Genomic DNA, 20607 nt, shown 5'->3' on the forward strand with positions numbered 1-20607 from the left:
TCAGACTACTCTGTGCGGGCAGGTATAGATGTTGATATTGTCTTTGCGCACGAAGCCGAGAAGGCTTATGCGCATGGCTTGGGCCAGTTCCACCGAGGCCAGCGAAGGCGCGCCCGGAGCCATAAGCAGACACACGCCGCTGACCGCGGCCTTTTCGAGCATGTCCACCGCCAGACGCCCGCTGAAGATCATGAGCTTGCCCTGAGGGGACACGCCTTGAAGCTGCATGGCCCCTATGAGCTTGTCCAGAGCGTTGTGCCGGGCTATGTCTTCATAAAACAGCAAAATGCCCTCAGGGGTCGCCAGGGCGCAGCTGTGAGCGGCCCCAGTTTGCCGAAACAGTGCGCAGCGTTCTTCAAAGGCCGCCTGAAGACTATGTACCTGGGCGGCGTCAAGCCGCAGGTCTGCCTGTTTTGCCGCAGCCTCCGGGGCAGGCGGCGGGGCAAGGCTGACGAGGATGCTCCCGGCGGCGCGAAGCTTGGGGGAAGGCAGGGGCGTGGCGCGCTGGCCTTCAGGCGTGAACAGTGGTTCGGCCACTGACGCCACTGACGCCGTTGACGCCATTGACGCCACAGATGCCATTGACGCCACTGACGCCACTGACGCCGTTGACGCCACAGATGCCGTTGACGCCACAGATGCCGTTGACGCCACAGATGCCGTTGACGCCACAGATGCCGTGAACGCCGTGGAGGCGCAAGCCAGTGAATCCGGCCCATGGGCGCTTTCGGCCGCAAGGCGCGGACTCGGGGGCGGCGCGTGGTCGGCGTTCTGCCCCGCAGGATGCCGGATAGTCAGGGATGCAATCTGGCGCGCATCACGCAGCAATCCCAGGGTAAAAAGCCTCCCCACGGCCAGTTCTTCAAGGTCTGTGGGCATGCAGTGCATGCGGGCCACGGTCTTGCCGTCACAGATGAGGTCATAGGCTTCTTCACGCAGGAGCACGTCCTCCACCTCATGCCTGCCCGTATGGTTGATACGGGTAATGACGCGCAAAACACAGGCTGGTGACGGCGGGAAAACGGGCATGGCGGCTGTGGTCTCCGGTAAAGATTGCAGGACGGCAAGGGGTGCATTTGCAGGAAAAAGGGTCTGGCCAAATTTTATCAGCGCCGTGCTGCGGGTTCATAAGCTTCAGCCAAAATGCTTTGAAAAACAAGCCCAATGGGCCAGTTTTCACCAGTTGCGCGGTTTGCGTATTTTTTGTGCAGGTGCCAAAATACCTGTCATAAATTGTCGGGAATGAAGATACAGTGAAAAAGGAAGCTTTTCATTACCCGTTTGCTCACATATACATAAATGAGTGGCACACAGATATACGTATGCCCACCATGAAATGTTTGAAAAAGGAGACATTATCATGAAAAAATTGTTGCTCTGCCTTTTTCTTTTGCTTCTGGCTGCCCCGGTTGGCGCGGATGGCGGCGATCTGGTCTGGAAAGAGTTTGAAGCCAAATGGATGAAAGCATTCACTCCTGGTTCCGTCACTGTACAGGATCAGGGGCAGATAAAAATATGCACGTTGGAAGAAGGGGTTACAGCCACGTTTTTTTTGAACACGGACGATATGGTCGAACGTGCCGTTGTGGCCAATACGGCTGCGTCCTCTGCCCGTTATTTTGAGGGCATAGCGCAGACCATCAAGGTTCTTGCCGAGCAGTCCCCCCAGGCAGAGGCTGTGAGTGCGGCCTTTGCCACGGTGCAGCCTGCCACCCTCTGGCGTGCGGTGGGAAAATTCTGTTTTGAACGCACACAGGATTCGGATGCGGGCTGGTTTTTTTACGCCAGCCGTAGTGAACAATGCCCCACAGAGGTCAGGTAAGGTTCAGGCGCTGCCTCTAAATAGTTCTTTTGTCCAATTGGCTGCGTCAAAAGGCCATTTTTTATTTCAGCCATGTACCGTAAGAGGACATTTCTTTCGTAAAAAAGCCTTTTTCCTTGCCCTTGGCACAAAATCCTTTATTTAGAAACAGCACCTGGAGCAGGTTGCGAATGAAATGTGGTAACTGCTCTGCAAGGATTTTCAGAAAAATCCTTGCCACGAAATGCGCGTAGGCAGGCTTTTGCCTGCCGTATACGGGCTTTTCAAGTGTTAAACGCTCTAACGTCATGATGGCAGTTGCGGGATATGGGCCTTATGGAACAACTTGCATTTCATGAGTTTGAAGGGCATGCCGGGTGGCAACGGGCTGCCCTGTATTCAGGACAGGCAGACCCCTTTTGCTGTACGCCTGCCTGGCAGCTTTCCTTTCACGAGGTTTTTGCCCCCGAGCGTCGCCTTATTGTGCGGCATGAAAGCCAGCACGATGTGGACAGCGTTCTGGTGTTCGCCGAACAGGCGTTTTCAGCCGAAGCAATCCTGCTGACGCCCATCGACACGTTGTGGTTTTTTAGCTCGCCCCTGCTCGGCCCCCATGCCGTGGACATGCTGGGCAATCTCCTGGACGAGCTTACAGACCGCTACAAACCGTTTATTCCGCGTATTGTGATCAGTGGCTTGCAACCGGGCGGCCTTTTGCCTCGCCGTTTGCTGCGGACTTTCGGGCGTCAGTATGATTTTTTTATGCATTCTGAAACCGTACAGTGCGCAGCGTCTCTTCAAGGCGGGCTGGACGGCTTTTTGTCGCGCAGATCCGCCAACCACAGGGCCAAAATGTCCAAGGGGCGGCGGCGCGCCCAGAACCGTGGCATTGTCTATGAGCGGCATGTGCCTGCCTCGACGTCAGAAGCGCGGGCCGTTTTTGCACGCATGCTGGCGGTAGAGAATAAAAGCTGGAAGGGCGAGGGGCAGTGCGGCATGGCCGAAGAGCCCGCCCGCAGCTTTTATGACGCGATGCTGCGGCGGCTTGCTCCTGCACGTGGGGCGCGCGTCATGTTTGCCGTGCACGAAGGCCGCGATGTGGGCTTCATTTTTGGCGGCATGGCGGGCGATGTGTACCGGGGACAGCAGTTCAGCTATGATCAGGACTGGAAGGACGCTGGCATCGGTAATCTGTTGCAGATCGAACAGGTGGCCTGGCTGTGCGAGCAAGGGGCGACCCGTTACGACATGGGGCCCCTGACCGGCCCGCGTATGGGCTACAAGGCCCACTGGACAGAAGCATGTCTGCCCATACAGACATGGCTGATGGTCAAAAAATAGCCAGATGCGCCGTATTCCACCTTTGCAGCTGCACTGCCGGATACCTGCCTGATGTTTTCGTGCCTTTCCTGCCTCCGTCCTTCCTGCGTCTGCTGACCGGCCTTGTCCGCTATCGTCAGCAACAACGTCTGTGCTCGCGCAGGTCTTTATGAGCGCGGATCTTCCCCATGCCGGAGCCTCAACGCCTGGAGCTTCAACCTGCGCCGATGCGGCAAGTGTGCCCGCGAGAATATCCTGATACATGCCGCGCTCACGTGGAGCAGCTACGTCCGTATGACGCCCTGTTTACGCAGTGGCGGTTTTTTGCAACAGCCGTCGGGGCGTTTTTGCCTGTTTGCGACCGTGCCCAGCCCATGCTCAGTGCCCAGCCCATGCTCAGTGCCAGCAGGTACTGACGGACATTTGGGCCAGCGTGGCGTGTGCGGTCGTAAAGAGCGAAAACGCCACAGACCTGCACGTGTGCGGCCTGAACGGCAGGCCGGACGCGGCTCGTCGTGAGCGGCAGAGCGTGTGTTCAGTGGAGACGCCGACCTGCCCTGCGGGCAGAAAATCCTTGATATCCGGGCCAGTGAAAAGGAAAAATGTAGAAAATTTATTGACATTCTCTAATGAATGACCGAAATTTGAGGCTGCCCTCGTAAAAAACTGAGGGTAAGTACTAGGAGGACTGTCATGAAACGTTTTATAGTTGCTTTGGCACTTGCCCTTACGTTGGCATTGCCCGGCTTGGCCGCTGCCGAAGGCACCGGCATGTACCTGGCCCCCAAATTTCTTATGAGCATCCAGAGCACCGGGCAGATGGAACGCAGCAGCGGTCTGGCCGGCAGTGGTGTGGACGATTACAGCCAGTTTACCATGGGTGGCGCTCTGGCCCTTGGGTACGATTTCTGGCCCCAACAGATGCTGCCAATCCGTGCTGAAATCGAATTTGCTCTGCGCGGCAACAGCGAAAAAAGCTGGAGCGATTCCGGCAAGAACGTGCGCGACATCAAGGGCGTGTGGAACAACTCCACCCTGTTCGCCAACGTGTTCTGGGACTTCCATAACGACAGCGCCTTCACCCCCTACGTGGGCGGTGGTCTTGGCATGGCGTTCAACTACACCGGCTACACCCTCAGGGGCAATGACGGCAGCAAGTTTGAAGCTGATGACCGCTTCACCAACTTCGCCTGGAACGCAGGCGCCGGTGTTGCTTACAACATCAATGAAAACTTCACCGTTGACGCTTCTTACCGCTTCGTGAGCCTTGGCTACAACGAAGTGAGCTCCAATGTTGGCGGCGTCAAGTACGAAATTGGCAACCGCCCCTACAACAATGAATTCCTGCTTGGCCTGCGCTACGGCTTCTAAGGCTAACCGACGCTAACCAAGGCCCGCAAGGCCCTGGTTGCCTGCCCCATTTTGCAGCAGGCAGCGCTATGTAAGGCTGAATGCCTGCATCTCTGCCGGAGGTGTAGACCTGTTTTCAGTCGCGGCTTCTGGCCGCAATGCCACCGGTTTTGAAAGCCCCCCGAATTTTTCGGGGGGCTTTCGCATTGTGCGGCCCAAAGTATTTTTCTGCAGGAGCATGCCCAATTATGCCCCAAGGCCGCTGGACATTTCACCGCAACACCAGCCAGTGCGGCTGACCTTCTTGCCAGTCCTTGCCTGTTGTACCCCCCTTTCGGACGAATCGACGCACCCAGGCGCGGCATGTGAACAAGGCAGGGCCTCGCATGTTCTTTAGAGTGCGCGCCTGCGTTCTGTGCCTACAGGTGTGTCTATGGGCATGTCTACGGGGGCATGGAGCTTGGGACTTGTACCTGGGGGCAGGGGAGCGTGCGTAGGCGCGCGCGGAAACCTGTCTATAGAAATATCTATTATCATGTATACGGGTATGTATGTGGGCTCACACGCCAGGGGCATGTCACGGCAAATCTGGTGGCCACCCGCAGCAGTGAATATGTGACAGGCATGGTACAGCGCCGTTACGCTCGCCACAGGTTTTGTGACAAAACCCAGCTCGCCCAAGTCCCCACATTTGCCGCTTTTATGACTTCAAGCCAAAACCGCCTGAAATCGTTTGGTTCATGAACGAAAGAATGTCTAGAAATTCTGTATAGTTTTTGCTTGTTTCAGCGTAACAAAAGGGAAAATTGGCTGGCTCGGACAGCATGAAAAAAAGGAAAAAAAACTTTTTTCCCCCTTGACAATCAGCCTGGCCTTACGGTTCGGAACTTTTTCTGAACATGTTAAAAAAATGGAGTATAACTGAGAAAATAAGAGAAAATTGAAACTATAATTGTTAAAAACTCTGCCATTATTTGTTAATATAGCATAAGGGATTTTTAAAACCCTTGCGGCATAAGGCTTTTCAGGACGGCCCGAACTGACCGATAATTACAAAAACATAAAGCATTTCTGCCGATTATCCAACGGAGCCATTGGGGAAAGCAAAAAAGCGTTCTGCCCCAAACAGCCTTTATTCATCAATTGCCCGCAAACCTCGTTATAAGCTACAAAGCCACATGCGAGAAAAATGGCCTGAAATTTCTGAAAATCTCAAAAAAATGCTTAAATCCGGACTTTTCAAAGTTTGGATTGCTCCTTTGCACGCCAGTGTGGACGAAAAAGGGTTGCACCTTGTGGCCCCCAATGCCTACGTGGCCAGCAGGCTGGAAAGCATGATGCTAACGACCTTGAAAGAGGCCGCCGCTCCTGTATTGGGCCTTGAACCGGGACAGGTCAGCGTGTGCATCACGGCTGCCGGTCAGGAGGACGAAGCGCCTGCTCAGGAGTCCAAGGCGCCTGCTGAAGAACCGCAGGTTGCACCGGCGACGCCCAAGGTTACGTCTGAGCCATCTGCGCAGGCTGCGCCAATCTTGCAGCAGGCATCACTTCCCCTTGCGGCGCCCGTGATATTTCGCAGCACGCAGAACTGGCGCTATTCCTTTGCGGATTTTGTCGTTGGCCCCACCAATAACATGGCCGTTGCCGCCGCGCAGGACGTCAGCCGCAGGCATGGTTGTGTTCGTACCCTGTTTGTAAATTCCGCATCTGGTCTTGGCAAGACACACCTTGCCCAGGCCGTGGGCCGCGCCATCAACGAAGAGGGCGGCAATGCGCGCGTGGGCTACCTCACTGCCGAGGAATTTGCCTCGCGCTTTGTGACCGCGCTGCGCGCTCAGGACATTGAAGGCTTTAAAGCCCGTTTTCGCGAGCTTGATGTGCTGCTTATGGAGGACGTGCACTTTTTCCAGGGTAAGGAAAAAATGCAGGACATGGCCCTGGCTGTGGTAAAAAACCTTCAGGCCAAGGGCGGGCGCGCCATATTCACATCGTCCTTTTCGCCGCGTGAATTGCAGCGTGTGGACAGCCAGCTTGTATCGCATTTCTGTTCGGGCATTTTGACCGACATGGGCCGTCCCACCAAGGACATGCGCTGCGACATCCTAGGGCAGAAAGCCAGAAGTTTTCAGGTGCTTTTGCCGGATTCGGTTTGTGAGCTGCTCGCCAGCCGCCTTAATGGCGATGTGCGCCAGATGGAGTCCTGCCTCAACAGCCTTATTTTCAAGGCGCGTCTGCTCAATTGCGGCCTGAATCTCGATCTGGCCATGGAAGTGCTGAGCCAGTATGCGGACGTCGCTTGCGGCCCGGATTTTTCCACCATTTTGCGTCTTGTTTGTGAAAGCTACGGCCTTAACGAGCGCCAGCTGGCCTCCAAGTCGCGCCGCAAGGAATGCGTCACAGGCCGTAATACAGCTTTTTATCTGGCCCGCAAGCATACGGAAATGACCCTGGAAGAGATTGGCGAAAAATTCAATCGCCGTCATTCCACTGTGATCAAGGGCATTACGTCTCTGGAACGTGAGCTTTCCAAGCAGTCTACCGAAGGGCGGCGTATTGCCCGCGCGGTTTCGTTGATCGAGCGCAATGCCGGTCTTGCTGGCGCTCGCGCCTAGCTGCGGATCCTGCAGCCACGCACCCCATAGCCACTGCCTGCTGAAAAAATTGCGGCCCGTTCCTCAAGGAGCGGGCCGTTTTTTTATGGCTTCAGCCAGGCGAGCGCACCAGCGCGCGATGTACAAATTTGCCTGTCAGAGTAGAACCCACCGTGCATTATATACTAAAACATAATAAAGGTTTTAGGGGGTGGGGGCGTGGGGGAGGAGACCCTTTTGCAAAAGGGTCCCTCCCCCACAAAAATCTTTCAACACACGCGTCAGTATGCGACAAGCGCGATAGTCGGCCCCTCTCCCACAAAACATTTCATCGTAATATTATTCTACCAGCAGTGCGTCCAGCGCGGAGGCCGACAGGCGGCGCGGCTCAAGCCGTGGGACGGGCTCAACGCCCCAGCGCCGCAGGATGTCCAGCGCCATGTCTTCCCCTTTGTTCAGGCATTGGGCCACAGCGGGCGAAAGGGGCGCGCCCAGGGTCATGGCCGCAGGCTGCGCCCCGATAAGGGCGCAGTGGTCGGGCATGTTGCCGCGCAGCGTGGCAAGGCCGAGAACTTCAGAAAAGCTGTTCTGGTGCGGGCCGATCTTTTGGGCTGTGAGGTAGGCGGGCACCTGATCCCGCAAGACCATCTGCCCCGGTTCCAGGCCAAAATCCACAGCATCCAGCACAAGCAGCTTGTCCGCGCGTTCAACGTGGGTCAGCAGGGTCTGTCCCTGGGTGCCGCCATCAACAATGTCCACATGGTCGGGAAAGTCCCAGTGAGAATAGAGATTTTGCGCCAGCCTGACGCCATAGCCTTCGTCGCCGTAGAGAATATTGCCCAGTCCGATGATTACTACCGCTTCCATGAAGTGTCCTGTTACGGTGCAGGCTGCGCCTGCAAGCAGAGGGCGGCCCCACTCGTGCGAGGCCGCCCTGATGTATGGCCGAAAGGGCTTAAGGCTTGCGCCGCTCCCTGTAGCCGCTGAACATGCCGGAAACCAGGGTGGTCTTGCCCATGATTTCTTCGCGTATGACCATGTAGATATGCACAGTCACAAAGGTGACCAGCAGCAGCATGCCAAGGCGGTGCAGGCTGCGCAGCTCCTGGTCATTGCCGCCGATCCAGTAGGCGAAGTCCAGCACAAAGAGAAAGGGCCTGAAAAAGGCCTGATGGCTGCTTTCAGCGTACATGCCAAGGCCCGTAAGCATGATGACGAGCATGAAGACCATGCCCACGGCCATTCCGGCCTGGGCAAGGGGATTATGCCCGATATAGGCGCGTGGTTCCTTGTCCAGAAAAAGGTACCAGCGGATGTCGTGCCACAGTTCGTTCCACCAGGTTTTGCGCCAGACCGGCAGGATGATCAGCTCGCGCGAGTAGCGGTTGCCGAAAAGGCCGTAAATGTAGCGCAGCACAGTGGATATAATGAGCACAAAGCCCGCGATGAAGTGCGCCATGCGGGTATAGCCCATGTAAAAGGTGTCGTAGGCTGAGGTGCCTGCCACAGAAAGCCAGGGCTTGCCTATGATGTACCCCGTGACAATGAGCACGCACACACAGATGACCATGACCCAGTGCCAGATGCGGATGGGCAACTGGTACACGTATATGCTCTTGCCCAAAGGCATTTCAGGCGGATTTTCTTTTATCTCGCTCATGATGGTTCTCCTAGAGCAGATTAACTTTGAGAATGTCCATTCTCAAAGTTCAAGACACGCTCGCTTCGGCGCTTACCAGCGCAAATCAATAGCGTTAACGCCTTCGCGGCGGGGCGACTGCTCACACAGTCGCCCGAGCATTTTCACTTTAAAAATGCTCTACGCTTGGGGCGCTTGTGCGCCGGGGCGTCAAAGGGCGGGGCTACATGCCCCGATCCATGCGCACGGTGAGCAGGTCTTTGCCGTCAGGCCCGATGATGTGAGTCGAGCAGGCCAGGCACGGGTCAAAACTGTGGAGCGTGCGCAGGATTTCCAGAGGCTGCTCCGGAATATCCATATGCGTGTTCATAAGCGAGGCCTCGTAGGCGCTCAACTGGCCGTCGGGGCTGCGGGGCGCGCCGTTCCAGGTGGTGGGCACCACGCACTGGTAGTTTTCAATCTTTCTGTTCTTGATCTTGACCCAGTGCCCAAGCGCGCCGCGCGGAGCTTCGGTAAAGCCCACGCCCCGCAGTTCCGTGGTGGGCCAGGTTTCTGGATTCCACTTGGCGGTATTGGCCGTGGTGCGTATGCCGTTCTTGAGGTTGGCAATAAGCCTGTCATAGAAATAGCGCATTTTTTCTGCGGACCATGCCAGTTCCAGAGAGCGGGCGGCAATGCGGCCCAGGGTGGACTGCAGCACGGTGACGGGCACGCCGCCCGCACGGCCCAGAAAATCGTCAACCAGGCCCTTGATTTCGTCATTCTTGCGGGCATAGCCGATGAGCATGCGGGCCAGAGGGCCGACCTCCATCTGGTGTCCGCGCCACAGGGGCGTCTTGAGCCAGGAGTAGCGGTCTCTTTCGTCCACCTGCTTGAGGTCAGTGGGCGTGCCCTTGATATTGGGGCCGGGGTTGTAGTGCGGCTCGGTGATGCCGTCCCAGGGGTGCAGGCCGGTCTTGCCCGCAGGATAGGTCTTGTACCAGGAGTGGTTGACCGTTTCCTGAATTTCTTCAGGATTGGTGAGGTTAACGGGCAGAACCTGATCGAATTTGCCGTTGATGATGGCCCCTGAGGGCAGAAGCAGACTTTTGTCACTGAAATCATTGGCAATGCTTGGAATAGCGCCGTAGGCCAGCACCGAGAGCTTGGACAGCCCGCCGCCGATATTGAGCCAGTCGCCATAGAAGCTGGCCAGGGCCAGGGTGTCGGGAATCACCACCTGCTGGGCAAAGGTGCGGCAGCGCTCGATGACCTGAAGGATGAAATCCAGACGTTCCTGGTTGATGACGTCGGCAGCGCCCACGCCGTCAATGTTGAGCGAGCAGGGCACGCCGCCCACCAGCCAGTTGGGATGCGGGTTTTTGCCCCCAAAGATGGTGTGGATGTGCACCACGTCCTTCTGGAAATCCAGAGCTTCAATATAGTGGGCTACAACCATCAGGTTGGCTTCGGGCGGGAGCTTGTAGGCAGGGTGGCCCCAGTAGCCGTTGGTAAAGATGCCAAGCTGGTTGGAATTGATGAGCTTGAGCAGCTTGTCCTTGACGGATTTGAAGTAGCCCGGCGAAGAGTTGGGCCAGGGCGACAGTTTTTGCGCCAGCTCCGAGGTGGCCTTGGGATCGGCGGTGGAGGCCGAAACCACGTCCACCCAGTCAAGACCCGTCAGATGGTACAGATGCACCAGGTGGTCATGGTACATGAGGCAGAGCTGCATAAGGTTGCGGATGATATTGGCGTTGTCCGGGATGTCAATGCCGAGGGCATTTTCAACGGCCTGTACGGAAGACAGGGCATGGGTGCCCGTGCACACGCCGCAGATGCGCTCGGTAAAGGCCCAGGCGTCGCGCGGGTCGCGGCCTTTGAGGATTATTTCTATGCCGCGAAAGATGGTGCCGCAGGAAACGGCATTGGTGATGACGTTGTCGTCATTGATGTTCACCTCGCAGCGCAAATGCCCCTCGATGCGGGTCACAGGATCCACAACGAGGCGGCGGCCTGCGTCAACAACAGTATATCCTTGCGTATTGTATTCGTAGGACATGGGTGCGTTCCTTAGCTCTTGCTGGTGTCGTCGTTAGCTTCCAGGTTTTTTTTCTTGTCGCAGCAGGCATGGCGAACCATGCTTGCCGCGCCGTGAATGGCCACGCCTGCCGCCACACCGGCCACAGCGGCAACACCCACGGTTTCGGCCGTGGAGTTGGTGCCCATGTGCGGGATGGTGGTGATGCGGTCATAGAAGGACTGCTGATCCCAGAAGTTCTGTTCCGAGCAGCCGATGCAGCCGTGCCCGGACTGGATGGGGAAGGAAACGCCGTTGTTCCAGCGGGTGGAAGGACAGGCATTGTACGTGGTAGGCCCTTTGCAGCCCATTTTGTACAGGCACAGGCCGGAGCGCGCGCCCTCGTCATCCCATGACTCAACAAACTGTCCGGCGTCGAAGTGGGCGCGGCGGTAGCACTGGTCGTGCACGCGTACGCCATAGAACATTTCGGGCCGCCCCTGTGAATCAAGACTCGGCAGGCGGTCATAGGTAATGATGTAGGTCAGGATAGCGCTCATGACCTCGGGAATGGCCGGGCAGCCGGGAACCTTGATTTGCGGTTTGTTGGGGAAAAGCTTGTGCAGGGGGGTGGCGCCGGTGGGATTGGGCGAGGCCGCCTGCACGCAGCCCCACGATGCGCACGTGCCCCAGGCCACAACGGCCTTGGCATGTTCCACACCCATTTTGAGCTTTTCATAAAAAGGCTTGCCGCCGTCAATGCAGTACATGCCCTGTGCGTTCAGGGGCACGTTGCCTTCAAGGGCCAGAATGTACTGCCCCTTGTATTTTTCGATGGCCTGCTCATAGGCGGCATTGGCCTGGTCGCCAGCCGCCGCCATGATGGTATCCTGATAGTCCAGAGCAATCATTGAAAGGATGATGTCCGCCGCAAGAGGATGGGCGGTGCGTAAAAAAGATTCGGTGCAGCAGGAACAGGAAAGCCCGTTGATCCAGAGCACCGGCAGACGGGGTTTGGTGGAGAGGGCCTGGGCAATGGCCAGATCCGCGCCGGGGCCAAGCCCCATGGCAACGGCGGTGAGCGCACAGAATTTCATAAAATCTCTGCGGCTTACGCCCTTATTTCGTAAAACCTCGGCGGTTGTTTCAAGACGTGCCATAGTTACCTCAACGCTTGCTGGTTGGAAGTGAACCGTGAGGGGGGATGCAGGAAGGAGGGAAGCGGTCCGGCTTCCCCAGACCAGATTAACTTTGAAATGCTTCACATTTCAAAGTTTTCATTCAGCCGGAAAATGCGATTTGCGGCTGAATCTACGCCACGTTGTGGCGGGCTGCACTCTTGTGCAGCGATAGAGCATGTAAGCTTTTTCAAAGCTACAATGCTCTATGTCATAAAAGCTACTGTTAAGGTTATAGTTCGACTTGCCCAAAGGCAAGAGAAAAATAATATTACGCACTTGCGATCACAATTGCCGATTTATATGAGAGCATAATACATAAAAATAAACAAATAATTAAATATAGATATGTAGATATGTGCGATGTGATCTGGTGTTTGCGGCGCAAAAAAAGGGGGGCCAAAGCCCCCCTCTGATCAACGCAGGCACGTGTGGCTGCCTGTGGCGTCCCCCCATTCAGGGTATTAATCTTCAGCGCCTTCTTCACCTTCAAACTTGATGAAGCCGGGCTCCACGTTGGTCATGGCGTTGACAATCAATTCCACCAGACCGCCGTAGGCGAAGTTGTTCTTGGTATACAGATCGTTGTGCTCAAGGATTTCGCGAATCTGGCCCTTGCAGTTGGAGCAGGGGGCGCAGATGTACTTACGGGTTTCGGGGCCAAGGCAATCCTTGAAGGCTTCGGCGATCTGCCACATCTTTTTGCGGCCAGAGATGTTGCCGCGCCATTGTTCGATGTTGTTGCGCGTCATGATGGCAAAGCCGGAACCGCCGCCGCAGCAGTAGTTGTCCACGCCGTGGTGGGGCATTTCACGGAACTGGGGCGCGATCTTGCGGATGATTTCGCGCTGGGGCTCAACAATGCCCATGAGGCGCACCACGTTGCAGGGGTCGTGCAGGGTAACGGGAAAGTTATTGCGCGAGGGGTCAAGCTTGAGGCGGCCGCTCATGACAATGTCGCGCAGGGTGACATAGCAGCTTTCGCGCGGCACCTGGTATTCAAAGGGAATGACGCGGTCGGCAATAACCGTCAGGGCTTTGTGGGCATGGCCGCATTCGCCAATGACGATCTTTTTCACGCCCAGTTCCTTGGCGGCCATCATGTGCTGCAGGGCGATGCGGGCGGTCTGGGCGTCGTCATAGAACACGCCGTAGTTCACGCCGTCATAGGCCAGTGCCTTGCTGGAAAGCGTCCATGACAGGCCCGCTTCCTGAAAGATGAGGGAGAAGGAAGCGATATTTTCTGGCCAGGCCATGATTTCACCGGCATTGTGCAGCAGCATGATGTCCGCGCCCTGCACGTCAAAGGGCGTATGGATGCCCACGCCGGTGATTTCCGTGTAGTCTTCGTCGATGAATTCGACGTTTTCTTTGACCACTTCAGGCGTCATGCCCGTGGAGGAACCGGCCTTCATGTGGTTCATAGTGCCGCGTTCGTGCAGTTCGCGGGGGTAGATGCCCATTTCCTGGCTGAACAGCTTGCGGATTTCGCGGGCCAGCAGGCCGTTGTCAACGCCGATGGGACAGGTCTGGGCGCAGCGGCGGCACAGGTTGCAGCGGTAGGCCAGTTCGCCCAGGCGCGCCACGGTCTTCCAGTTCAGGTCCATGTCGCCGTAGCGCCATTTGGCCAGAGGTTCCTTCTTCACATACTGCTTGTAGATGCGGCGGAAGATTTCGGAACGGAAGTTGGGGCGGTACATTTCATTTTCGCCCGACATTTCATAGAGATGGCAGGCCTCGGAGCAAGAGTTGCACTGGGCGCAGTAGTCCATGCTGGTTTCAAGCATGGGCAGGAAGGTCCAGTTGTTTTCCTTGGTGAACAGCTTGCGCATGCCGGAAAGGAACTTGTTGACCAGCTCTTCCTCTTCTTCACGGCTCTTGGGCTTGGGGATGTTCAGCACACTGACTTCATCAAGAATACAGGCCGTGTTTTCCTTCTGCTCATCGGTGAAGGGCTTCCAGGGCATGGTATGCATATCCACAGCCAGTTCGGGGATTTCCTTCAGGTCAATGCTGACCATCTGCCCCTCGACGGTGGAAACGTCGGTCAAACGGAGGTTGTCTTTCATGTCTGAAACTCTCCCTAGTCTTCTTTCTTTTCTGTGGGGTTGGTCGTGGCGACGTCTACCCAGCTCTTGGGGGCGCCATCACCTGAGATATGCTTGGCCGACCAGGTCACATTGAACTTGAGGGCCTCAAGGATTTTCTGCTTGTTCTTCTCGCTGTAGCTGGTGGGCTCATCGCCCCAACGAATGTCATGATAGGTGAAGTACTTCATGAAAACGTGCCCCATGTGCGTCATGGGAATCCAGATGAGCAGGAAAAAGCCCACCAGCAGGTGCAGGCTGAACAGCATGCTGGTCTGCGGGGCGAAGTTGAGGGTAATCAGGTTGTAGATAAAGGTGCGGGCCAGTTCGAAATACGAGGGAGAGAAAGCCCAGGCGGCCAGGCCAAGAAGGCCGAAAACAATGAAAATGACCAGGTTGAAGTAATGTTCGGGCGTGCTGTAGCGGCGCAGGCCGTCATCATTGCGGCGTCTCTCGATAAGGCCGATACCGCCGATGATGATGCACAACGTGCCGACCAGCACCATGGCGTTAATGACGTTGCCCACAAAGAGCATCAGTCCGCCCTGCGGGTTCAGGCCAAAAAGCTGGGCAAAGGCAGCGCAAAGCACAATTATCGTGCCGCCCATGAGCATATACATGCCCACATGGAAGGGATACGAGCGCACCCACAACTTGATGTTGTGCTCAAACGTGGCATGCAGAAAAAGCACTTCAGTGAGCAGTGCCTTGATGTCGCCCCAATGTGAAATGTGACGCGGCTGGGTCCACCAGTCCTTTTCTTCCATGAAGCTGCCGCCGTAGACGGTTTTGCTGCCTTCATGCGGGACGGGGTAAAGTTCCCAGCGCACATGCAAGGGGCTGGCGGCCATGTATGACCTGATTTTCAAGTATGCCATGCAAATAAAGCCGGCTACCGCCAAATAGCCCAAGATGTAAAACAAAATGGTCATGCGTTTTCTCCCGTAGGGTCAAGATGCCGCTGAAACGTGGGTTCGACGGGCCCGGCCCGGCCGTGCGCCGCTAAAAGCCCGGCATGCGTCTGCTTGCCTGCAACCTCTCCTTAAAAGGTACCGGGTATGCGATTATGGCGGATAGCCTCTAGTGAGAACTGATCACAATAAGCCATGAAGTCAAGTTGCCCGGTGGCACTCCTGATACCTTAAATATAAAAAAATGCAAAGATTTCAGAAGGATTCATCATGACAATTTTAATCAAGATTAAGATAATTTTATTTAAGTAAATCAACAAGATTAAGCGTAAAAAACGGTTTTACGCAAGTGAAAAATTTTTTTTCTGCGGTAATTGTGAAAGTGCCTGCGATAGAAGCAATCTGACTGCTGAAATTGTACTAAAAAACTATGTAATAAGCTGAATGAATGAACAGTCTATGTAAATTGCTAGGCAATAGAGTCGGTTAAAGAGACGGGATTAACAAAGCATTGAAGTAAGAAAAGACAACAGGCAATAATAATCAATGTGTATAGAGGGTTGGCAAAATGGCTCTGCAATGTGCGCATGCGGAAAGCGGGGTGTCAGACGGGCAGTCGTCACTGGCTGCGAAGGGGGCAGATCAATAGGCAGCCGCACGTGGGGACGGGAAAACAGGCAGAATGGCAGACTTGGGGAGTCCCTGCCGGAGGGTCATAGAACAATAGGTTTTCACGAAGAAACAGCGGAGGCTGACCATATAAGGGGGCGAAACGACAGGAAGGCAGGATCGGGAGGGATGGCGCTCAGGGGCGGGCATTTCAGCACGATGCCCGTACTCAAGGGATGGCGGAACGGCAGGAATGCTGGAGGTCAGACGGGAAAGCCGACTGATGCGCGGGGCGAGTGCTGCCGGAGTGCAGCCAGTTCCACGTTGATGGCTCGACGGGGGTGGGCGCTGGTCTCTCCAGCCACAGTGCCCGTGCTGGCTACAAGCTCAATGGTGCGCGGACGGGGGCTGGCTGCAGGCGTGAACTCGCTGGGGCGGCGGTAAACGCCTTTGGGGCGGAGGTAAACGCCTTGAGGACGTACCATAGTCATTGAGAAAAAGTATTCTCAGCGAATGGTTATGACTGAAGAATGTTGCCTCAACGGGCAGGGCTTCTGAAACTGCTGCTACGTACTCCAGCGCCCCAGTGCGCCCTAAAGCGCCCCAGTGCGCCCCAGCGCTTTCAAGTGCGCCCAACGTCTGCCCAGACGCTCGTTGGGTTCAACGCCCGCGAAAGGGCATGAAAGAGGCAGGCCCTCGTTGGTCAAAGCAAAAGGCGGTCATCGTGCATGAGGTCACGAAGGGTAATGGATTCAAACACGCCATCGAGCGTAGCTTGCAGGCTTTCCCAGGCCTTGCGCACTTCGCAGGCGTCAAAGCGTGAACAGTTGCCAGGTTTTTCAAGGCAGCCGCTCAACTCAATGCCCCCTTCCATCAGACGGACTATACAACCAAAAGTAAGATCTTCAGGCTTGCGCATAAGGATATGCCCACCCTTGGCGCCGCGAACGCTGCCTGTAATGCCCGCCAGCCGCAGCTGGCGCAAAATTTGTTCAATAAACTGAGAGCTGATGCCAGTTTTGCTTGCGATCAAGCTTGAAGAAACTGGTTTATCAAACCCATTGTTTGCTAAATACAGTAGAATACGAGCTGCATAGCGCGTTTTGGCTGAAAGCTTCATTGCGTATCCCCCATGGAGCAGCGGTAAGAGGGGAAATCAAAAGGAACCTATGGCCTCATCACGCTGAGACAGAAGTTCGACGTCCGAAACATAAGCGCGTGTGGCAAATAGTAACATCAACATAGCTATTATGATACAAGTTTTTTTAGTTTGTCGTGTAGCTTGAGAAATCATTCACAGTTGTTTTCAGCGTCTTGTGCCAAGGGCACGCCTCAAGAAAGGATATGGCAAGTCCGCTTGACGCCCTAAGTGGCTTACGCTAAGAATCATGAGTAAAGCAGTCTAAATTAGATGCATCGGGTATCGCTAACTTTATCGCCTCCCGCTAAATAAGGAATAACTATGCGTATTTCAACGATGTCCTGTCACGCACTGCATTTGCTGTTGTGCCTTTCTGAACAAGATCAGCACATGCCGGCATCCGCTTCTGAACTTGCTGCTTGTACGGGCATTTCTGAAAAGTTTGTGCAGAAAATCATGCGCTTGCTTCAATCCGAGACCATTATCAAGAGCGTACGGGGCATTGCCGGGGGGCACATGCTTGCCCGCAGCCCTGATTCCATAACGCTGGCTGACATAATCAACGCAGTGGAAGGGGGCATTACCTTGCCCGGCGTCAACAGCGAAGCTCCTGTCGGCAAAGCCGCCTTTGACGTTTGGGACAAGGCCGCCATGACTTTGCACAACTCTTTGGATGCGGTGACGCTCAGTTCTGTTCGTAAGAGCGCCGGGTTTTCGCCGCGTCAAGCTGCTCATCGCAAACAGGGCCATTCAGTCACCAGAAGACCAGAATCAGAACCCGGAGGCACCAATGCAAAAGCATATTCTCTTGGTAGACAGCGATGCCGAAAGCCTAAACAGGATGTCGCAAGTCTTACGTCAATCTAACTACCAGGTAAGCGTCGCGTCCAGCTGTGACGAAAGCCTTCATCTGGTCAACAGTTGCAAACCGGACTGCATCATCTTTGATGTTGAGTTGCAGGGTACTTCGGGCACCATTTTGTACAGTCGCCTGCGCAGGAATTCGCAAACGCGCGATATTCCAGCCATTGTCTGCACAAATGTGGGGCCGAGGCCCATCTGCTTCGGAACCGGCGTTCCTGTTTTGAGCAAAAACTGCCCAGGTGATGTGCTGCTGGGTGCTGTTTCTGCCGCCGTAGCCTGTTAACGCGCGGCCCCCGCACTGCTTGAAGATTGGGGCCAGCATCGGCCTTTGTGTGCGGCATGGCTGCTTGGAATTTTTTTGTTGGCCGGGCAATGGGATTGTTGCCCGGCCAACGGGCTTAGGTGTGCCCTTGCAAAGCAGAACGGCGGTCGGCAAAGGACAAAGCGACGCCGTTCTGCTGATTTTGCCTTACTCCAGTTCGTTATGCCGGATGTGCGGCGGCACGATGATCATTTCTGCCAGCAGGGGCTTCAAGAAAGACCATTTGATCTTGTGTTCTTCATACACTTCCATCATATCGCGGATGGCGTCCCAGCAGTTATGGCAGGGGGTGATAACCAGTTCCGCGCCGGTGGCCTTGATCTGGTCCAGCTTGTTTTTGAGCCCCACGTTGCGTTCCTGGCGATATTTGCCAATGCCGTTAAGGCCGCCCCCGCCCCCGCAACAGAAGTTATGGTCGCTCTTGGGGTCCATCTCTCTGAAATCTTCAGCAATATAGCTCAGGATTTCACGTGTGGCGCTGCCAAGGCCATGGTTGCGCACATAGTTGCAAGAGTCTTGCAACGTGCAGGGAACCTTGATTTTCTTCGCGGGATCAATCTTGAGTTTGCCTGTGCGCAGCATTTCTGCCACCCACTCCACATAGTGCATGAAGCGCACCGGCGGATCTCCGCTTTCACGTCCGGCCCAATAGGGGCCTTCAACCACGGTGGCGCGGTGGGCATGGCCGCATTCCGTTCCCACAACAACCTTGGGTTTGAGGCGGTCCACAGCGGCATAGATGCGCTTGACATTTTGCGCGCAGCCTTCCCAGTCGCCTGCGAACATGCTCAACGAGGTGTTTTCCCAGCCTTCGCTGGGTACCGTCCAGTTGGTATCGGTCACGCTGAAGAGAATCGCGGCCAGGGCGATGTCTTCAGGATAGTGCTTTACCTCACGGGCGTTAAGAACGTACATGACGTCGGCATTTTCTTTTTCCACAGGGATTTCAAGATCAGGCCATTCTTCCTGCTGCTCTTCCACCATCCATTCGCAGGTTTCCAGCCAGTCTTCTTCGGTCACGTCCATCTGCGCGCCGTACACGCGGTGCATGCCGGAACCGATCTTCATTTCCCAGGGAATAAAGCCGTGCTTGAACAGTATGCCGCGCAGGTAGCTGAACATGACGCCCGTGTCTATGCCATGGGGGCAATAGACGCTGCAGCGGTTGCAACAGGTGCACTTGCCCCAGGCAGCGTCCATGCACTTGATCATGAATTCGGTGTCAACCTTGCCCTTGCGGCGCAATAGTTCGCCCAGGGTGGCCTGTATCTTGTATGACGGAATCTGTGTGGGATCATTGTTATTGGTTCTGTAGAAAAAGCAGCTGTCCGCACACATGGCGCAATGCGCACAGACACTAAGCCATGTGCGGGTGCGCGATTTACAGGTCTGTTCAAGATCGCGGGCCAGGGCTGCCTGGTCCACTTTCATTTCCTTCATCTGGCTATAATATTGCGCCCCGGCCTTGTCCTTCAGCAGTTCAAGAATGCCTTCTTTGGTGGTGACTGGGGTAGGGGTGCAAAGCAATTCGGACATAATCCGCTCCTTTCAGACGAAAAAATAATGATACAGGTTCCCGCTTACCAGGGAAAAGCGCCGCCGCGGGTGGCTCCGCCCCTTTTGATGGCGAAGTCCATGCCGATCTGGGCACGTGACATGAAGAAGAGAACTATGTGCGAAAGCTTGGTAAAGGGAGCCAGTATAAGGAAAAGCTCACCGCTCAAAACGTGCGCCAGCATCCAGCTTTGATAGGCGGACATGTCCAGCCGCGCCATAAGCCCGGTGGCAAAGGGCAGAAATGTCAGAAGCAGTATGAGCCAGTCCCCGCCGTTGCTGAGTTGGCGCAGTGCAGGCGAAATCATGCGGCGTATGGCCAGCAGAACGATGGCCACAATGCTCATGACGGAAAAAATGTCGGCCAGGGTGCCGGGCAGCGAAGGCAGTGTTATGCCGACATAGCGCTCAAGCAGCACGGTATGGCCAAGCAGAAAGAACGGAACGAGCACGGCACCAAAGTGCAGAAGAAAAAATAAAACAGCGGCTACAGGCTGTGTTCTCCAGCCATCGGTTCCACCAGGGATCAGCCATTTGAAGATTGACGCAAAGATGCCTGCGATGGAGCGGTTGGCATGGTACCGGTAGGCCACGCGTTCAAGGCGCCAGTCCAGGCCGTTTACGTACCAGAAAACGCGGGCCAGCATGCCGACCACAAAGATCACGAGTGAAATGACAAAAAGGGGTCCGGTAATAAAATCAACCATCTGATTTTGCCTCCTACTTTCTTTCTACCTTGTACGTGACAGCCAGTTACTTATTGGCGGCATTCTCAGATGCAATGCGCTCGCTATGACAGGTCCGGCAGTCCACAAGGCGGGGCCCCTTGGCAAGTTTGACGTGACATTCGGTACAGGTAGCGTGCAGATAGTCCATCTGTTTGCTTGGAGCGACGTTTCTGACGTTTCCGAACGATTCGGCTAGGCCTTCGTCCGTCATCTGGTGGCAGGCTGTGCAGTCCTGCCCTTTGTCTGCCAGATAGGCTATGTGTTGATCGTGTGTGAAGAAGACCGGCGGCATTTTTTTGGCACTGAAAGGCGGGTAGGTGAAGGGGATGCGCTCCTCACCGTATGCTTCGCCCGAAGACAGCACCAAGCCGAAGGTCAAAAACAACAGGCAGGGGAGAGTGATCCAGAGTCCGATGTGTTTTTCCTGCATGGTGAATCCTTACTTCCTGGCATAATCCTAATGATGTTGCCCCGGTATAAACCAGGCCGGCGCAAATTATAAGGAAATCCCGAGCC

The 20607-nt window shown here is 55.4% G+C and carries 20 protein-coding genes; 7 read left to right on the plus strand and 13 right to left on the minus strand.

Features of this window, described 5'->3' with window-relative positions; all coding sequences use genetic code 11:
- Positions 1–1029 (minus strand): formate dehydrogenase accessory sulfurtransferase FdhD, encoded by a 1029-nt coding sequence (locus RBR41_RS00195; protein WP_320350044.1) that lies wholly within the window; start codon positions 1027–1029, stop codon positions 1–3.
- On the opposite strand from RBR41_RS00195, the gene RBR41_RS00200 reads away from it, so the two are divergent.
- Both RBR41_RS00200 and RBR41_RS00205 read left to right on the plus strand, forming a co-directional pair.
- Positions 1028–1246: a hypothetical protein gene (locus RBR41_RS00200; protein WP_320350046.1), complete on the plus strand. Its 219-nt coding sequence runs from the start codon at positions 1028–1030 to the stop codon at positions 1244–1246. The genes RBR41_RS00195 and RBR41_RS00200 overlap by 2 nt on opposite strands.
- 114 nt (positions 1247–1360) lie before the next feature.
- Positions 1361–1822 carry a hypothetical protein gene (locus RBR41_RS00205; protein ID WP_320350048.1) on the plus strand — a complete coding sequence of 154 codons (462 nt, stop codon included), beginning with the start codon at positions 1361–1363 and terminating at the stop codon, positions 1820–1822.
- A 61-nt stretch (positions 1823–1883) separates the two neighbouring features.
- Here RBR41_RS00205 and RBR41_RS00210 read toward each other — a convergent pair whose 3' ends face one another.
- Complete coding sequence (locus RBR41_RS00210) at positions 1884–2111, minus strand: hypothetical protein (RefSeq protein WP_320350050.1); 228 nt, start codon at positions 2109–2111, stop codon at positions 1884–1886.
- A gap of 26 nt (positions 2112–2137) precedes the next feature.
- Between RBR41_RS00210 and RBR41_RS00215 the strand changes: the two genes are divergently transcribed.
- The 3 genes from RBR41_RS00215 (at position 2138) to RBR41_RS00225 (ending at position 7083) form a co-directional block, all read left to right on the plus strand.
- The gene (locus RBR41_RS00215) at positions 2138–3142 is read left to right on the plus strand and encodes a GNAT family N-acetyltransferase (protein WP_320350051.1); all 1005 of its coding nucleotides are present in this window, start codon (positions 2138–2140) and stop codon (positions 3140–3142) included.
- 672 nt (positions 3143–3814) lie between these two features.
- Positions 3815–4492, plus strand: coding sequence for an outer membrane protein (locus tag RBR41_RS00220; protein ID WP_320350052.1), 678 nt, complete (start codon positions 3815–3817; stop codon positions 4490–4492).
- 1199 nt (positions 4493–5691) lie between these two features.
- Positions 5692–7083, plus strand: coding sequence for a DnaA ATPase domain-containing protein (locus tag RBR41_RS00225; RefSeq protein ID WP_320350813.1), 1392 nt, complete (start codon positions 5692–5694; stop codon positions 7081–7083).
- 318 nt (positions 7084–7401) lie between these two features.
- Here the strand turns inward: RBR41_RS00225 and hybD are convergent, their stop codons facing one another.
- The 8 genes from hybD to RBR41_RS00265 all read right to left on the minus strand — a co-directional run bounded on the left by hybD (position 7402) and on the right by RBR41_RS00265 (position 16602).
- Positions 7402–7929, minus strand: a complete 528-nt coding sequence (gene hybD, locus RBR41_RS00230; RefSeq protein WP_320350053.1) for a HyaD/HybD family hydrogenase maturation endopeptidase — start codon at positions 7927–7929, stop codon at positions 7402–7404.
- 88 nt (positions 7930–8017) lie between these two features.
- Positions 8018–8722 carry a Ni/Fe-hydrogenase, b-type cytochrome subunit gene (cybH, locus tag RBR41_RS00235; RefSeq protein WP_320350056.1) on the minus strand — a complete coding sequence of 235 codons (705 nt, stop codon included), beginning with the start codon at positions 8720–8722 and terminating at the stop codon, positions 8018–8020.
- A 202-nt stretch (positions 8723–8924) separates the two neighbouring features.
- Positions 8925–10739: a nickel-dependent hydrogenase large subunit gene (locus RBR41_RS00240; protein WP_320350058.1), complete on the minus strand. Its 1815-nt coding sequence runs from the start codon at positions 10737–10739 to the stop codon at positions 8925–8927.
- Positions 10740–10750: 11 nt separating this feature from the next.
- A complete protein-coding gene (locus tag RBR41_RS00245; protein ID WP_320350060.1) occupies positions 10751–11857 on the minus strand; it encodes a hydrogenase small subunit in 1107 nt (368 codons plus the stop codon).
- 482 nt (positions 11858–12339) lie between these two features.
- Positions 12340–13944: a (Fe-S)-binding protein gene (locus RBR41_RS00250; protein WP_320350061.1), complete on the minus strand. Its 1605-nt coding sequence runs from the start codon at positions 13942–13944 to the stop codon at positions 12340–12342.
- A gap of 14 nt (positions 13945–13958) precedes the next feature.
- On the minus strand, positions 13959–14840 hold the full coding sequence (locus tag RBR41_RS00255; RefSeq protein WP_320350062.1) for a respiratory nitrate reductase subunit gamma: 882 nt from the start codon (positions 14838–14840) through the stop codon (positions 13959–13961).
- Positions 14841–15745: 905 nt separating this feature from the next.
- On the minus strand, positions 15746–15973 hold the full coding sequence (locus RBR41_RS00260) for a hypothetical protein (RefSeq protein WP_320350063.1): 228 nt from the start codon (positions 15971–15973) through the stop codon (positions 15746–15748).
- A 212-nt stretch (positions 15974–16185) separates the two neighbouring features.
- Entirely contained in the window at positions 16186–16602 is a 417-nt protein-coding gene (locus RBR41_RS00265; protein ID WP_320350065.1) for an Rrf2 family transcriptional regulator, read from the minus strand.
- Between the two features lie 342 nt (positions 16603–16944).
- Here RBR41_RS00265 and RBR41_RS00270 point away from each other — a divergent pair, with 342 nt between their 5' ends.
- Both RBR41_RS00270 and RBR41_RS00275 read left to right on the plus strand, forming a co-directional pair.
- Positions 16945–17490 carry an Rrf2 family transcriptional regulator gene (locus RBR41_RS00270; RefSeq protein WP_320350066.1) on the plus strand — a complete coding sequence of 182 codons (546 nt, stop codon included), beginning with the start codon at positions 16945–16947 and terminating at the stop codon, positions 17488–17490.
- Positions 17465–17770, plus strand: coding sequence for a two-component system response regulator (locus RBR41_RS00275; RefSeq protein WP_320350815.1), 306 nt, complete (start codon positions 17465–17467; stop codon positions 17768–17770). The genes RBR41_RS00270 and RBR41_RS00275 overlap by 26 nt, the downstream gene beginning before the upstream one ends.
- A gap of 186 nt (positions 17771–17956) precedes the next feature.
- Here the strand turns inward: RBR41_RS00275 and hmcF are convergent, their stop codons facing one another.
- From hmcF to RBR41_RS00290, 3 genes are read right to left on the minus strand one after another with little or no spacing between them, the layout of a single operon-like run.
- Positions 17957–19345, minus strand: a complete 1389-nt coding sequence (gene hmcF / locus RBR41_RS00280; protein ID WP_320350068.1) for a sulfate respiration complex iron-sulfur protein HmcF — start codon at positions 19343–19345, stop codon at positions 17957–17959.
- A gap of 44 nt (positions 19346–19389) precedes the next feature.
- Positions 19390–20070, minus strand: coding sequence for a sulfate respiration complex protein HmcE (hmcE, locus tag RBR41_RS00285; protein ID WP_320350069.1), 681 nt, complete (start codon positions 20068–20070; stop codon positions 19390–19392).
- A 46-nt stretch (positions 20071–20116) separates the two neighbouring features.
- Positions 20117–20521 carry a cytochrome c3 family protein gene (locus RBR41_RS00290; protein WP_320350070.1) on the minus strand — a complete coding sequence of 135 codons (405 nt, stop codon included), beginning with the start codon at positions 20519–20521 and terminating at the stop codon, positions 20117–20119.
- Positions 20522–20607 lie beyond the last annotated feature (86 nt).

Source organism: Desulfovibrio sp. (assembly GCF_034006445.1).
GTDB lineage: Bacteria > Desulfobacterota > Desulfovibrionia > Desulfovibrionales > Desulfovibrionaceae > Desulfovibrio.